Genomic DNA, 13,964 nt, shown 5'->3' with positions numbered 1-13,964 from the left:
AGTCGTCAAATGATCGATTATGAAGTATTGCGTTTTATCTGGTGGCTGCTGGTTGGCATTCTGCTGATTGGTTTTGCAGTCACTGATGGATTCGACATGGGGGTGGGCATGCTCACCCGTTTCCTCGGTCGTAATGATACCGAGCGTCGAATTATGATTAACTCCATCGCCCCGCACTGGGACGGTAACCAGGTTTGGCTCATCACCGCGGGGGGCGCACTGTTCGCTGCCTGGCCGATGGTGTATGCCGCTGCGTTCTCCGGTTTCTATGTGGCGATGATTTTGGTTCTGGCGTCCTTGTTCTTCCGTCCGGTCGGTTTTGACTACCGCTCTAAGATTGAAGATATGCGCTGGCGCAACATGTGGGACTGGGGCATCTTCATTGGTAGCTTCGTGCCACCGCTGGTGATTGGCGTGGCGTTCGGTAACCTGCTGCAAGGGGTTCCGTTCCACGTAGATGACTACATGCGTTTGTACTACACCGGTAACTTCTTCCAGTTGCTGAATCCGTTTGGTCTGCTGGCAGGTGTCGTGAGCGTTGGGATGATCATCACCCAGGGTGCGACCTATCTGCAGATGCGTACGGTAGGTGAACTGCATCTGCGTGCTCGTGCAACTTCACAGGCTGCGGCGCTGGTGACTCTGGTCTGCTTCGCGCTGGCCGGTGTGTGGGTAATTTACGGTATTGACGGTTATGTTGTGACCTCTGCACTGGATCATCATGCCGCCTCTAACCCGCTGACCAAAGAAGTGGCTCGTGTGGCTGGCGCATGGATGGTGAACTTTAACAATGCACCTATCCTGTGGTTGGTTCCTGCTCTGGGCGTGGTTCTGCCGCTGTTGACCATCCTGACTTCTCGCATGGAGAAAGGGGCATGGGCGTTCGTCTTCTCCTCACTGACGTTAGCCTGCATCATCCTGACTGCCGGTATCGCAATGTTCCCGTTTGTGATGCCATCCAGCACCATGATGAACGCAAGTTTGACCATGTGGGATGCCACCTCCAGCCAGCGTACATTGAATCTGATGACCTGGGTCGCGGCGGTGTTTGTACCGATTATTCTGCTGTACACCAGCTGGTGTTACTGGAAGATGTTCGGTCGCATCACTAAAGAAGATATTGAAAGCAACACCCACTCTCTGTACTAAGTAAGGAGCTTAAAATGTGGTATTTCGCATGGATTTTGGGAACGCTTCTTGCCTGTGCATTTGGGATAATCACAGCGCTGGCGCTTGAGCACGTTGAATCAGGCAAAGCCGGGCAAGAAGATAGCTAATGACCAACATTATCGCGATGGTATACAACGCGATGGACAAGCGCCCCTTGCGGGCGCTTTCATTTGTGCTGGCAATCGTGTTGGCTGGCTGCATATTCTGGGATCCGTCACGTTTTGCGGCCAAAACCAGTGAGCTTGAAATCTGGCATGGTTTCCTGCTGATGTGGGCGGTCTGCGCAGGCATTATTCACGGCGTTGGCTTCCGTCCTCGCGCCGTACATTGGCAGGGCATCTTCTGCCCGCTGATCGCGGATATTGTCCTCGTTGTTGGTCTGATTTTCTTCTTCTTTTGAATAAGAAACATCCTTAAATATTTATGGGCTTGCATAAGCCCATAATTTTTTACTCTCCGTTTACTTTCCCCCATTCCAAAGCACCATTCCCGCGCGTATAGTAGCGAAGTTTGAAAGCACTAACCTTTTGTTGCATTACCGGGATGTACAGTGAAGACAGCGCGATATACAACGACATTCTTGATGCATCGCGGCGGCAAGAACGCGAATCACCAGACGCTTACAAAGGTAAGTAACTGGTGCGAGTGGGCGAAGCCAACAAAGAGGCAGTAGGAATGAATAAGTATATGTTTCGATGGCCGGTTCGTGTCTATTATGAAGATACCGATGCCGGTGGGGTGGTTTACCACGCCAGTTACGTCGCTTTTTATGAAAGAGCACGCACAGAAATGCTTCGTCATCATCACTTCAGTCAGCAGGTCCTGTTGGCCGAACGTGTAGCCTTTGTGGTGCGCAAGATGACCCTCGAGTATTTTGCGCCTGCCCGGCTCGACGATATGCTCGAAGTTCAAACCGAAATTACGTCAATGCGTGGCACCTCATTGGTTTTCACGCAACGCATTGTCAACGCAGAGAACACCGTGCTGAATGAAGCCGAAGTTCTGATTGTTTGCGTTGATCCACTCAAAATGAAGCCTCGTGCGCTTCCCAAGTCTATTGTCGCGGAGTTTAAGCAGTGACTGACATGAATATCCTTGATTTGTTCCTGAAGGCAAGCCTTCTGGTTAAACTTATCATGTTGATTTTGATTGGTTTCTCAATCGCATCCTGGGCCATCATCATCCAACGGACCCGTATTCTTAATGCTGCTTCACGTGAAGCCGAAGCATTTGAAGACAAGTTCTGGTCCGGCATTGAATTGTCGCGCCTGTACCAGGAAAGCCAGGGGCGTCGTGATAATTTGGCGGGCTCGGAACAAATTTTCTATAGCGGATTCAAGGAATTTGCGCGTTTGCATCGAGCAAATAGCCACGCGCCGGAAGCGGTCGTTGAGGGGGCTTCCCGTGCGATGCGTATCTCGATGAACCGTGAACTGGAAACGCTGGAAACGCATATTCCATTCCTCGGCACCGTTGGCTCCATCAGCCCGTATATCGGTCTGTTCGGTACCGTTTGGGGGATCATGCACGCATTTATCGCGCTGGGCGCGGTAAAACAGGCGACGTTGCAAATGGTCGCACCGGGTATCGCAGAAGCGTTGATTGCAACGGCTATCGGTCTGTTTGCGGCAATCCCGGCGGTTATGGCCTACAACCGTCTGAACCAGCGCGTGAACAAACTGGAACTGAATTACGACAACTTTATGGAAGAGTTCACCGCGATTCTGCACCGCCAGGCGTTTACCGTTAGCGAGAGCAACAAGGGGTAAGCCATGGCCAGAACGCGTGGACGAGGTCGTCGCGAACTCAAGTCCGAAATCAATATTGTACCGCTGCTCGACGTACTGCTGGTGCTGTTGCTGATCTTTATGGCAACCGCACCGATCATTACGCAGAGTGTGGAAGTCGACCTGCCGGATGCGACCGAGTCGCAAGCCGTCAGCAGTAACGACGAACCCCCGGTCATTATTGAAGTTTCCGGTATTGGGCAATACAGCGTGGTGGTTGAGAAAGATCGTATGGATCAACTACCACCGGAGCAGGTTATTGCGGAAGCGAAAAGCCGCCTGCAGACCAATCCGAAAACGGTCTTTTTAATCGGTGGTGCGAAAGACGTGCCTTATGATGAAATAATTAAAGCGCTGAACTTGTTACACAGTGCAGGCGTAAAATCGGTTGGCTTGATGACGCAGCCAATCTGATGACTGCGTTTTGCTGGCTTGAAAGAGAGCACGTAACAGGCGAACAGTTTTTTGGGAACCGAGAGTGTCAAAGGCAACCGAACAAAACGACAAGCTCAAAAGGGCGATAATTATTTCAGCGGTGCTGCATGTCATTTTATTTGCAGCGCTGATCTGGAGTTCGTTCGATGAGCACATTGATGCTTCAGCCGGCGGCGGTGGAGGTTCGTCCATCGACGCCGTTATGGTCGATCCTGGCGCCGTTGTGCAACAGTACGACAGGCAGCAGCAACAGCAGGCAAGTGCGAAACGTGCTGAAGAGCAGCGTGAAAAGCAGGCGCAGCAGCAAGCTGAAGAACTTCGCGAGAAGCAGGCAGCTGAGCAAGAGCGACTGAAGCAGCTGGAAAAAGAACGTTTAGCCGCGCAGGAAAAAGTGCGCGAACAGGCGGAACAGCAGAAGCAAGCTGAAGCCGCCGCAGCGAAAGCGCAAGAGCAACAGAAACAGGCTGAAGAGGCTGCGGCGAAGGCTGCTGCAGACGCGAAGGCTAAAGCTGATGTCCAGGCTAAGCAAGCGGCAGATGCCGCGAAGAAAGCCGCTGCAGACGCACAGAAAAAAGCTGAGGCTGAAGCCGCTAAAGCCGCCGCTGATGCGAAGAAAGCTGCAGAAGCACAAGCTGCTAAGGCAGCTGCGGACGCTGCGAAGAAAGCACAGGCTGAGGCCGCTAAGCAAGCAGCAGCCGAGAAAGCTGCTGCTGAGAAAGCAGAAAAAGCCGCTGCCGCGAAAGCTGCCGCTGCTGAAAAAGCGGCGGCTGATAAGAAAGCCGCTGCAGAAAAAGCAGCAGCAGACAAAAAAGCTGCAGCTGAGAAAGCCGCTGCCGATAAGAAAGCTGCGGCAGATAAAGCAGCTGCTGCTAAAAAGGCTGCGGCCGAAAAAGCCGCTGCAGCCTCTGGCGTTGACGACTTGTTGGGTGACCTGAGCTCCGGTAAGAATGCACCGAAATCGGGCGGTGGAGCGAAAGGAAACGGCCAACCGGCGAAAGATAGTGGTACAAGTGGTGCCAATGGCGGTGCATCTGGCGCTGATATCAGTGCTTACGCATCTCAAATTCGCAATGCGATCCAGAGCCGTCTGTATGGTGCAGATTTGTATGCAGGTAAATCTTGCGTATTACATATCAAGTTAGCACCCGATGGTCTGTTACTGGATGTGACCGAAGAGGGCGGGGATCCGGCATTGTGTCAGGCTGCGCTGACGGCTGCGAAAACCGCCAGAATTCCTAAACCGCCTAGCCAGGCAGTTTATGAAAAAGTAAAAGATGCCAAACTGGACTTCAAACTGTAATAACGACCCCTGAGAAATCAGGGGAAACGGTCTAAGGTTGAGACAGAGTTCTGGTAGTTTTGTGTATTTGAGTTTGTTAACATTCTGCTAAATTATCGTGGGCTTTCCGTCCAGATAAGGGAGATATGATGAAGCAGGCATTACGAGTAGCATTTGGTTTTCTGATGCTGTGGGCAGCGGTGCTGCACGCAGAAGTACGTATCGAGATCACCCAGGGGGTGGACTCGGCGCGCCCGATTGGTGTTGTCCCCTTCCAGTGGGCAGGACCGGGTGCTGCACCTGAAGATATCGGTGGTATCGTAGGTGCTGACCTGCGTAACAGCGGTAAATTTAACCCGTTAGACCGTTCTCGTCTGCCTCAGCAGCCCGGTACCGCGCAGGAAGTTCAACCTGCCGCGTGGTCTGCGCTGGGCATTGATGCCGTAGTCGTCGGCCAGGTTACGCCGAACCCGGATGGTTCTTACAGCGTTGCCTATCAGCTGGTTGACACCGGTGGCGCACCGGGTACCGTACTGGCACAGAACACCTATAAAGTGAACAAGCAGTGGCTGCGTTACGCGGGCCATACTGCAAGTGACGAAGTGTTTGAAAAACTGACCGGCATTAAAGGTGCATTCCGTACCCGTATCGCTTATGTTGTTCAGACCAACGGTGGTCAGTTCCCGTACGAATTACGTGTGTCCGACTACGATGGTTACAACCAGTTCGTGGTACACCGTTCTCCGCAGCCGCTGATGTCTCCGGCGTGGTCCCCGGACGGTTCAAAACTGGCGTACGTTACCTTCGAAAGCGGTCGTTCTGCACTGGTTATTCAGACACTGTCTAACGGCGCGGTTCGTCAGGTAGCCTCGTTCCCACGTCACAACGGTGCGCCTGCGTTTTCTCCGGATGGCAGCAAACTGGCGTTTGCCCTGTCTAAAACCGGTAGCCTGAACCTGTATGTCATGGACATTGGTTCCGGTCAGATCCGTCAGGTGACGGATGGTCGTAGCAACAACACGGAACCTACCTGGTTCCCGGACAGCCAAAACCTGGCCTTTACGTCTGACCAGGCCGGTCGTCCGCAGGTATATAAAGTTAACGTCAACGGCGGTGCTCCGCAGCGCATTACCTGGGAAGGTTCGCAAAACCAGGATGCGGATGTGAGCAGCGACGGTAAATTTATGGTAATGGTAAGCTCGGCCAACGGTCAGCAACACATTGCCAAACAAGATCTGGTAGCGGGTGGCGTACAAGTTCTGTCGTCAACGTTCCTGGACGAAACGCCAAGTCTGGCACCTAACGGCACTATGGTAATCTACAGCTCTTCTCAGGGGATGGGATCCGTGCTGAATTTGGTTTCTACAGATGGGCGTTTCAAAGCGCGTCTTCCGGCAACTGATGGACAGGTTAAATTCCCTGCCTGGTCGCCGTATCTGTGATAATAAATAATTGATTAATAAAGGAATCATTGAAATGCAACTGAACAAAGTGCTGAAAGGGCTGATGATTGCTCTGCCTGTTATGGCTATTGCAGCGTGTTCTTCTAACAAGAACGCCAGCAATGACGGCAGCGAAGGCATGCTGGGTGCCGGCACTGGTATGGATGCAAACGGCAGCGGCAACATGTCTTCTGAAGAGCAAGCGCGTCTTCAGATGCAACAGCTGCAGCAGAACAACATCGTTTACTTCGATCTGGACAAGTACGATATCCGTTCTGACTTCGCTGCAATGCTGGATGCTCACGCTAACTTCCTGCGTAGCAACCCGTCTTACAAAGTCACCGTAGAAGGTCATGCGGACGAACGTGGTACTCCTGAGTACAACATCTCCCTGGGTGAGCGTCGTGCGAACGCCGTTAAGATGTACCTGCAGGGTAAAGGCGTTTCTGCTGACCAGATCTCCATCGTTTCTTACGGTAAAGAAAAACCTGCAGTACTGGGTCATGACGAAGCGGCTTACGCCAAAAACCGTCGCGCCGTACTGGTTTACTAAGAGAATTGCATGAGCAGTAACTTCAGACATCATCTGTTGAGTCTGTCGTTACTGGTTGGCATAGCGGCCCCCTGGGCCGCTTTTGCACAGGCGCCAATCAGTAGTGTCGGCTCTGGCTCGGTCGAAGACCGTGTCACTCAACTCGAGCGTATTTCTAACGCTCACAGTCAGCTTTTAACCCAACTCCAGCAACAACTCTCCGATAATCAGTCCGATATTGATTCCCTGCGCGGTCAAATTCAGGAAAATCAGTATCAACTGAATCAGGTTGTTGAACGCCAGAAGCAGATATTGCTGCAGATGAATAATCTTGGTAGCGGTAGTGCACCTGCGGCGCAATCTGCGGGCGGCGATCAGAGTGGGGCAGCAGCAACCCCTGCACCTGATGCGGGTGCAGCGGCAGCGTCAGGTGCTCCGGTACAAACTGGCGATGCGAATACCGATTACAATGCGGCCATTGCTCTGGTGCAGGATAAATCCCGCCAGGATGACGCGATTGAAGCATTTCAGAACTTCATTAAAAAGTACCCAGACTCAACTTACCTGCCAAATGCGAATTACTGGCTGGGTCAGTTGAATTACAACAAGGGGAAAAAAGATGATGCAGCGTTCTATTTTGCTTCAGTAGTCAAAAACTTCCCGAAATCACCAAAGGCTGCAGACGCGATGTATAAAGTCGGCGTCATCATGCAGGACAAAGGTGATAAAGAGAAAGCGAAAGCCGTTTATCAGCAGGTTATCACTAAATACCCTGGCACTGATGGCGCGAAACAAGCGCAAAAACGCCTTGGCGCGATGTAATGAACACCATGCGACCAGAAATCGTGTTAATTCTGGTCGCGTCGTGTGATTCCTAAGCAGTTGAGTTATTTACATCGAAATTTTTGTTGCGCTAAAATCTGAAATCAGTAATATATGCCGCCGTTGCCAAGGGATATCAAACAGCCCGAAAGCGGCAAAAAAAGTGGGTCGTTAGCTCAGTTGGTAGAGCAGTTGACTTTTAATCAATTGGTCGCAGGTTCGAATCCTGCACGACCCACCACTAACTTAGTTAGTAAGTAGTATCCAGCGCAGTATCGGGTGATTAGCTCAGCTGGGAGAGCACCTCCCTTACAAGGAGGGGGTCGGCGGTTCGATCCCGTCATCACCCACCACTCGGGGCGTTAGCTCAGTTGGTAGAGCAGTTGACTTTTAATCAATTGGTCGCAGGTTCGAATCCTGCACGCCCCACCAACTTTAACATCGTACTCAGATGTTAAACGTGAAGGATAACGTTGCTTTAGCAACGGCCCGTTAGGGCGAGACGAAGTCGAGTCATCCTGCACGCCCCACCAATTTATTGGTGGCACCGAGTAAAAATTTTCAGGTTATACCCGAGCGGGTCGTTAGCTCAGTTGGTAGAGCAGTTGACTTTTAATCAATTGGTCGCAGGTTCGAATCCTGCACGACCCACCATCCTGAAAGTATAAAGAAGTAAACCCCATACGGGGGCGTTAGCTCAGTTGGTAGAGCAGTTGACTTTTAATCAATTGGTCGCAGGTTCGAATCCTGCACGCCCCACCAGTGTAAAAAGGCGCCCTAAAGGCGCCTTTTTGCTATCTGCGATTTATAAGATTCGAAGCTGCTTGCCTGATGCGCTTCGCTTATCAGTCCTACAGACGACACTATTCACGTAGGCCGGATAAGACGTCAGTCGCCTTCCGGCATTCCTCACACGCAATTATTGTGACTTTCTTACGCCAATCCGCTATCTTGTTTAGCATATAAAACAAATCTAACCGAATACGGCGTGAGTCACGCTTTTAATCGGTTATTTCGTTAAGCCAGTAAAACGAGAAAGCAAGATGAGCGTGATGTTTGATCCAGAAGCAGCAATTTATCCGTTTCCGCCGAAGCCAGCCCCGCTGAGTGTGGATGAAAAGCAATTTTATCGTGAAAAAATCAAGCGCCTGCTGAAAGAGCGTGATGCCGTTATGGTCGCGCACTATTACACCGATCCTGAAATTCAGCAGTTGGCCGAAGAGACCGGTGGTTGTATTTCTGATTCTCTGGAGATGGCGCGTTTCGGCTCAAAACATTCTGCCTCTACGCTGTTAGTTGCAGGCGTGAGGTTTATGGGGGAAACCGCCAAAATTCTCAGCCCGGAAAAGACCATCCTGATGCCGACCCTACAGGCGGAATGCTCATTAGATCTGGGCTGTCCGATTGATGCGTTCAGCGCGTTTTGTGATGCGCACCCCGATCGTACCGTAGTGGTTTACGCCAATACCTCAGCCGCCGTTAAAGCACGTGCGGACTGGGTCGTCACATCCAGTATCGCGGTAGAACTTATTGAGCATCTTGATAGTTTAGGTGAAAAAATCATCTGGGCTCCGGACAGACATCTGGGCAACTACGTACAAAAACAGACCGGTGCAGACGTTCTTTGTTGGCAGGGGGCCTGTATCGTCCACGACGAATTTAAAACTCAGGCTTTAACACGCATGAAGGGGCTTTACCCTGATGCAGCGGTGTTGGTGCACCCGGAGTCCCCTCAGTCTATCGTTGATATGGCCGATGCGGTTGGCTCAACCAGCCAGTTAATCAACGCAGCTAAATCGTTACCGCATCAACAGCTGATTGTGGCGACTGACCGGGGCATATTTTACAAAATGCAGCAGGCCGTTCCGGATAAAGAATTGCTTGAAGCGCCGACGGCTGGTGAGGGGGCAACCTGCCGCAGCTGTGCGCATTGTCCGTGGATGGCGATGAACGGCCTCAAGGCGATTGCTGAGGGCCTGGAACAAGGCGGAGCGGCTCATGAGATACATGTTGATGCTGCGCTGCGAGAAGGGGCGTTGTTGCCGTTAAACCGCATGTTGGAATTTGCGGCTACACTTCGAGCTTAATTAATTTTTTTGCTCTGGGGGAAAAGATGGACTTTTTTAGCACGCAGAACATTCTGGTACATATTCCGATTGGCGCTGGCGGTTACGATCTGTCGTGGATCGAAGCTGTGGGGACGATCGCCGGGTTGCTGTGTATTGGCCTGGCAAGCCTTGAGAAAATCAGCAATTACTTCTTCGGCCTGATAAACGTCACGCTGTTTGCGATTATCTTCTTTCAGATCCAGCTCTATGCAAGCCTGTTGCTGCAAGTTTTCTTCTTTGCCGCCAACATCTACGGCTGGTATGCCTGGTCCAGGCAAACCAACCAGCATGAAGCGGAGCTGAAAATTCGCTGGTTGCCGTTACCAAAAGCGATCGGCTGGCTGGCGGCTTGCGTGGTGGCGATCGGCCTGATGTCGGTCTATATCGATCCGGTCTTTGCGTTCCTGACCCGCATTGCGGTGAACATTATGCAGGCATTAGGATTGCAGGTTGTTGTGCCTGAGTTGCAACCCGATGCATTCCCGTTCTGGGACTCCTGCATGATGGTGTTGTCGATTGCGGCGATGATCCTGATGACGCGTAAGTACGTTGAAAACTGGCTGCTGTGGGTGATCATTAACGTAATAAGCGTAGTGATTTTCGCCCTGCAAGGCGTATATGCCATGTCGCTGGAATATGTGATCCTGACGGTTATCGCCCTGAACGGTAGCAGGATGTGGATTAACAGCGCGCGCGAGCGGGGTTCCCACGCGCTGTCCCATTAATGGTGATGGTGTGAATGGCCGGATACCCCCTGATACAGGTGGCAGTCCGGCCCATTACACGGCTGATACTCCATCTGGATCGTGGCGTGTTCAATCTGGTAGTGATGGATAAGGAAATGCTGAATACGCTCCAGCAGCGCGTCGTGATCGTGCGGCGGGACCACCTGCACATGCAGCGTCATTACCGGTTTTTCACCCACCATCCAGACATGGACATGGTGCACATTGCGGACTTCGGGGATATCCCGGCTGAGATGGCGCTGTAGTGCGGCGATATCCAGCGTCAGCGGGGCGCCTTCCAGTAATTCATTAACGCTATCCTTTAACAGTCGCCAGGCGCTACGCAGTACCAGCACGGAAACCAGAATCGAGAGAATCGGGTCCGCAGGCGTCCAGCCCGTCCAGATAATAATCAGCGCAGCGATGATCGCCCCGACCGAGCCGAGTAAATCGCCCATCACATGTAGTGCCGCGGCGCGGACGTTCAGGTTTTTCTCCTCACTGCCGCGGTGTAGAACCCAAAAAGCCAGTACGTTAGCCAGTAAACCCGCGACAGCTATAACCATCATCATGCCACCAGCCACGGGGCGGGGCGTATGGAAGCGCTCAATGGCTTCCCAGACGATTAAAATGGTGATCACGACCAATGCGATGGCATTAACAAACGCGGCCAGTGTCGTGAGCCTCAGCCAGCCGAAGGTATGCCGTATTGTGGGCGGGCGATGGGAAAACCGGACGGCCAGTAGCGCAAAAAGGAGCGCTGCGGCATCAGTGAGCATATGCCCGGCATCGGCCAACAAGGCCAGTGAACCTGAAAGTATTCCACCCACCACCTCAACCAACATAAATCCGGCTGTAATGCAGAATGCAATCATCAAGCGGCGGGCATTATTGTCCTTGGGTTGCTCAGAAGAAGTATGAGTATGCGAGTGCGCCATTATGCCATCCCTTTGTTATTCTCATCTTTACTGTATGCCATCATACCGTTTTTGGGATGATAAAATTAAAAAGGAGAGCTATTGCTCTCCCATTATTAGCTTTATTTTCAGCGTTACTGCGTAGTGCCATCAGTTTTTGTCTCAGCATCATTGTTAATGCCGTTTCCGGTCTCAACCTTCTTATTCACATCAGGGCAGCGACCGTCCTTACACATGGTGTTTTTGTGCATCTCATCTTTGGTCATCCCTTCATGGTTCATTGATGAACCGTTCGGATGCAGCATTGTGCCACCCGAATTCACGTTACTGTTGTCGACATTATTTGGTGCCACGTTTTCGCGTGCGTCTGGGGCGACCTGACCGGCATCCGCCGAGGAATTTGCCTGGCCGTTATTGGACTGCGTATTGGTTTCAGCTGCCAGCGCCGCGCCGCTGGCGAGGCTGAGTGTAGCGGTAAGAAAGAGTGAAGCCAGCTTTGTCATATGCATAATATGCTCCTGTTATGGTCGATATGTCGGATAACGTCTTCCAACAGTGCATGTGCCAGTTACATCATCAATATGTGGTTAATAGTTTTGCCAGAGAAATTAAACCCAGCATAGAATCTTGAAATTTATGAAAATTAAAGCTGTTACAGTTATAAATTGTAGGTTGGATCTCGTTTTTCGCTACTTTATTGCGTTTTTTTTGCCAATTCCAGGATTAATCCGTCCAAAGTGTAAAACCCCGTTTACACTTTATGACTGAAGATATAGATTGGAGGGATTGCATTCATTTATATAAGTATGGCAACGCTGGAATAATCATGAATTATCAGAACGACGATTTACGCATTAAAGAGATCAACGAGTTATTACCGCCAGTCGCATTGTTGGAAAAATTCCCCGCTACTGAAAATGCCGCAAACACGGTGGCTCATGCCCGTAAGGCGATTCATAAAATCCTGAAAGGGAGTGACGATCGCCTGCTGGTAGTGATTGGGCCTTGCTCTATTCATGATCCGGCAGCCGCCAAAGAGTATGCCGCTCGCCTGCTGGCACTGCGTGAAGAGTTAAAAGGCGAGCTTGAAATCGTTATGCGCGTCTATTTTGAAAAACCGCGAACTACCGTAGGCTGGAAAGGGCTTATCAACGATCCGCACATGGACAACAGCTTCCAGATCAACGATGGGCTGCGCATTGCGCGTAAACTGCTGCTGGATATCAATGACAGCGGATTGCCTGCAGCGGGTGAATTCCTCGATATGATTACGCCGCAATACCTCGCCGACCTGATGAGCTGGGGCGCGATTGGGGCACGTACCACAGAATCTCAGGTGCATCGCGAATTGGCGTCTGGTCTGTCCTGCCCGGTTGGCTTTAAAAACGGTACTGATGGCACGATAAAAGTAGCGATCGATGCGATTAACGCCGCAGGAGCGCCGCACTGCTTCCTGTCTGTGACCAAATGGGGTCATTCGGCGATCGTAAATACCAGTGGTAATGGCGATTGCCATATTATTTTGCGTGGCGGCAAAGAGCCGAACTACAGTGCTCAGCACGTTGCCGACGTGAAAGAAGGTCTGATCAAAGCAGGGCTTTCAGCGCAGGTGATGATCGACTTTAGCCATGCCAACTCCAGCAAGCAGTTCAAAAAGCAGATGGATGTCGCGAAAGATGTTTGCGGACAAGTTGCTGGGGGCGAAAAAGCAATTATTGGCGTGATGATCGAAAGCCATCTGGTAGAAGGTAATCAGAACCCGGATAGCGGTGAGCCGCTGACTTACGGTAAGAGCATCACCGACGCCTGCATTGGCTGGGAAGATACCGATGCGGTGTTGCGCCAGCTGGCGGATGCAGTAAAAGCGCGCCGCGGTTAAAAAATTCATCCGGGCTACGCTCGTTAGGCCGGATAAGGCAACGCCGTCATCCGACAATAAAAAAGCGTGGAGCATTCCACGCTTTTTTCGTTTGACCCGGGATGAAAATTACTTCGCTTTACCCTGGTTCGCAACGGCTGCCGCTTTTGCTGCGATCTCGTCAGCGTTACCCAGATAGTAGTGTTTGATTGGTTTGAAGTTTTCGTCGAACTCATATACCAGCGGTACGCCGGTTGGGATGTTCAGTTCAAGGATCTCATCTTCGCCCATGTTATCCAGGTATTTAACCAGCGCACGCAGAGAGTTACCGTGAGCGGCGATAATTACGCGCTCACCGCTTTTCATGCGCGGCAGAATGGTTTCGTTCCAGTAGGGGATAACGCGATCGATGGTCAGCGCCAGGCTTTCGGTAACCGGTAACTCTTTGTCGGTCAACTTCGCATAGCGCGGATCGTGACCCGGATAACGCTCGTCATCTTTGGTCAGTTCCGGTGGCGTTACCGCAAAGCCGCGACGCCATTGCTTAACCTGCTCGTCACCGTATTTTTCAGCGGTTTCAGCTTTGTTCAGACCCTGCAGCGCGCCGTAATGACGTTCGTTCAGTTTCCAGGATTTTTCAACCGGCAGCCAGGCCTGATCCAGTTCGTCCAGTACGTTCCACAGGGTGTGGATGGCACGTTTCAGCACAGAGGTATAAGCAAAATCGAAGCTGTAGCCTTCTTCTTTCAGCAGTTTACCTGCCGCTTTTGCTTCGCCCACGCCTTTCTCTGACAGATCAACGTCATACCAACCGGTAAAACGGTTTTCGTTGTTCCACTGACTTTCACCGTGACGTACCAGAACCAGCTTAGTTACAGCCATACACTCA

General features: G+C 51.5%; 16 protein-coding genes and 5 tRNA genes. 18 read left to right on the top strand and 3 right to left on the bottom strand.

The window, feature by feature from the left end:
* The first annotated feature begins 9 nt into the window (after positions 1-9).
* From cydB to pnuC, 17 genes are all read left to right on the top strand, one after another.
* Positions 10-1,149 (top strand): cytochrome d ubiquinol oxidase subunit II, encoded by a 1,140-nt coding sequence (gene cydB, locus ACHHZ7_RS01535; RefSeq protein ID WP_060682559.1) that lies wholly within the window; start codon positions 10-12, stop codon positions 1,147-1,149.
* 14 nt (positions 1,150-1,163) lie between these two features.
* Positions 1,164-1,277 carry a cytochrome bd-I oxidase subunit CydX gene (gene cydX, locus ACHHZ7_RS01530; protein WP_003022970.1) on the top strand — a complete coding sequence of 38 codons (114 nt, stop codon included), beginning with the start codon at positions 1,164-1,166 and terminating at the stop codon, positions 1,275-1,277.
* Positions 1,277-1,570 carry a cyd operon protein YbgE gene (gene ybgE / locus ACHHZ7_RS01525; RefSeq protein ID WP_003831434.1) on the top strand — a complete coding sequence of 98 codons (294 nt, stop codon included), beginning with the start codon at positions 1,277-1,279 and terminating at the stop codon, positions 1,568-1,570. The genes cydX and ybgE overlap by 1 nt, the downstream gene beginning before the upstream one ends.
* A gap of 275 nt (positions 1,571-1,845) precedes the next feature.
* Positions 1,846-2,250, top strand: coding sequence for a tol-pal system-associated acyl-CoA thioesterase (gene ybgC, locus ACHHZ7_RS01520; RefSeq protein ID WP_003831439.1), 405 nt, complete (start codon positions 1,846-1,848; stop codon positions 2,248-2,250).
* Positions 2,247-2,939, top strand: a complete 693-nt coding sequence (tolQ, locus tag ACHHZ7_RS01515) for a Tol-Pal system protein TolQ (protein WP_003022976.1) — start codon at positions 2,247-2,249, stop codon at positions 2,937-2,939. Before ybgC ends, tolQ begins: the two co-directional genes overlap by 4 nt.
* A gap of 3 nt (positions 2,940-2,942) precedes the next feature.
* Positions 2,943-3,371, top strand: a complete 429-nt coding sequence (tolR, locus tag ACHHZ7_RS01510; RefSeq protein ID WP_003022978.1) for a colicin uptake protein TolR — start codon at positions 2,943-2,945, stop codon at positions 3,369-3,371.
* Between the two features lie 64 nt (positions 3,372-3,435).
* Complete coding sequence (tolA, locus tag ACHHZ7_RS01505; protein ID WP_060682558.1) at positions 3,436-4,692, top strand: cell envelope integrity protein TolA; 1,257 nt, start codon at positions 3,436-3,438, stop codon at positions 4,690-4,692.
* Between the two features lie 128 nt (positions 4,693-4,820).
* Positions 4,821-6,113 carry a Tol-Pal system beta propeller repeat protein TolB gene (gene tolB / locus ACHHZ7_RS01500; protein WP_003022981.1) on the top strand — a complete coding sequence of 431 codons (1,293 nt, stop codon included), beginning with the start codon at positions 4,821-4,823 and terminating at the stop codon, positions 6,111-6,113.
* A 34-nt stretch (positions 6,114-6,147) separates the two neighbouring features.
* On the top strand, positions 6,148-6,666 hold the full coding sequence (pal, locus tag ACHHZ7_RS01495; RefSeq protein WP_003022983.1) for a peptidoglycan-associated lipoprotein Pal: 519 nt from the start codon (positions 6,148-6,150) through the stop codon (positions 6,664-6,666).
* Positions 6,667-6,675: 9 nt separating this feature from the next.
* Positions 6,676-7,467, top strand: a complete 792-nt coding sequence (gene cpoB / locus ACHHZ7_RS01490; RefSeq protein ID WP_003831441.1) for a cell division protein CpoB — start codon at positions 6,676-6,678, stop codon at positions 7,465-7,467.
* A 165-nt stretch (positions 7,468-7,632) separates the two neighbouring features.
* Positions 7,633-7,708: transfer RNA gene (locus tag ACHHZ7_RS01485), tRNA-Lys, on the top strand.
* Between the two features lie 36 nt (positions 7,709-7,744).
* Positions 7,745-7,820: transfer RNA gene (locus ACHHZ7_RS01480), tRNA-Val, on the top strand.
* 3 nt (positions 7,821-7,823) lie between these two features.
* Positions 7,824-7,899 (top strand) — tRNA-Lys (locus ACHHZ7_RS01475).
* A 146-nt stretch (positions 7,900-8,045) separates the two neighbouring features.
* Positions 8,046-8,121, top strand: a tRNA-Lys gene (locus ACHHZ7_RS01470).
* Between the two features lie 32 nt (positions 8,122-8,153).
* Positions 8,154-8,229 (top strand) — tRNA-Lys (locus ACHHZ7_RS01465).
* Positions 8,230-8,510: 281 nt separating this feature from the next.
* The gene (nadA, locus tag ACHHZ7_RS01460) at positions 8,511-9,554 is read left to right on the top strand and encodes a quinolinate synthase NadA (RefSeq protein WP_003837113.1); all 1,044 of its coding nucleotides are present in this window, start codon (positions 8,511-8,513) and stop codon (positions 9,552-9,554) included.
* Positions 9,555-9,580: 26 nt separating this feature from the next.
* Positions 9,581-10,300, top strand: a complete 720-nt coding sequence (gene pnuC / locus ACHHZ7_RS01455) for a nicotinamide riboside transporter PnuC (protein ID WP_003831446.1) — start codon at positions 9,581-9,583, stop codon at positions 10,298-10,300.
* Here the strand turns inward: pnuC and zitB are convergent.
* The gene (gene zitB / locus ACHHZ7_RS01450; protein WP_008784162.1) at positions 10,297-11,238 is read right to left on the bottom strand and encodes a CDF family zinc transporter ZitB; all 942 of its coding nucleotides are present in this window, start codon (positions 11,236-11,238) and stop codon (positions 10,297-10,299) included. The genes pnuC and zitB overlap by 4 nt on opposite strands.
* A 113-nt stretch (positions 11,239-11,351) precedes the next feature.
* Positions 11,352-11,726: a YbgS-like family protein gene (locus tag ACHHZ7_RS01445; RefSeq protein ID WP_003022994.1), complete on the bottom strand. Its 375-nt coding sequence runs from the start codon at positions 11,724-11,726 to the stop codon at positions 11,352-11,354.
* A 317-nt stretch (positions 11,727-12,043) separates the two neighbouring features.
* On the opposite strand from ACHHZ7_RS01445, the gene aroG reads away from it, so the two are divergent.
* Positions 12,044-13,096, top strand: a complete 1,053-nt coding sequence (gene aroG, locus ACHHZ7_RS01440) for a 3-deoxy-7-phosphoheptulonate synthase AroG (RefSeq protein WP_003831449.1) — start codon at positions 12,044-12,046, stop codon at positions 13,094-13,096.
* Positions 13,097-13,204: 108 nt separating this feature from the next.
* Here the strand turns inward: aroG and gpmA are convergent, their stop codons facing one another.
* A complete protein-coding gene (gene gpmA / locus ACHHZ7_RS01435; RefSeq protein ID WP_003022999.1) occupies positions 13,205-13,957 on the bottom strand; it encodes a 2,3-diphosphoglycerate-dependent phosphoglycerate mutase in 753 nt (250 codons plus the stop codon).
* Positions 13,958-13,964: the final 7 nt, after the last annotated feature.

This window comes from Citrobacter freundii complex sp. 2024EL-00216 (assembly GCF_043945515.1).
GTDB lineage: Bacteria > Pseudomonadota > Gammaproteobacteria > Enterobacterales > Enterobacteriaceae > Citrobacter > Citrobacter portucalensis.
The sequence above is the reverse complement of the archived record's forward strand: the minus strand, read 5'-3'. Positions and strand labels throughout refer to the sequence as shown.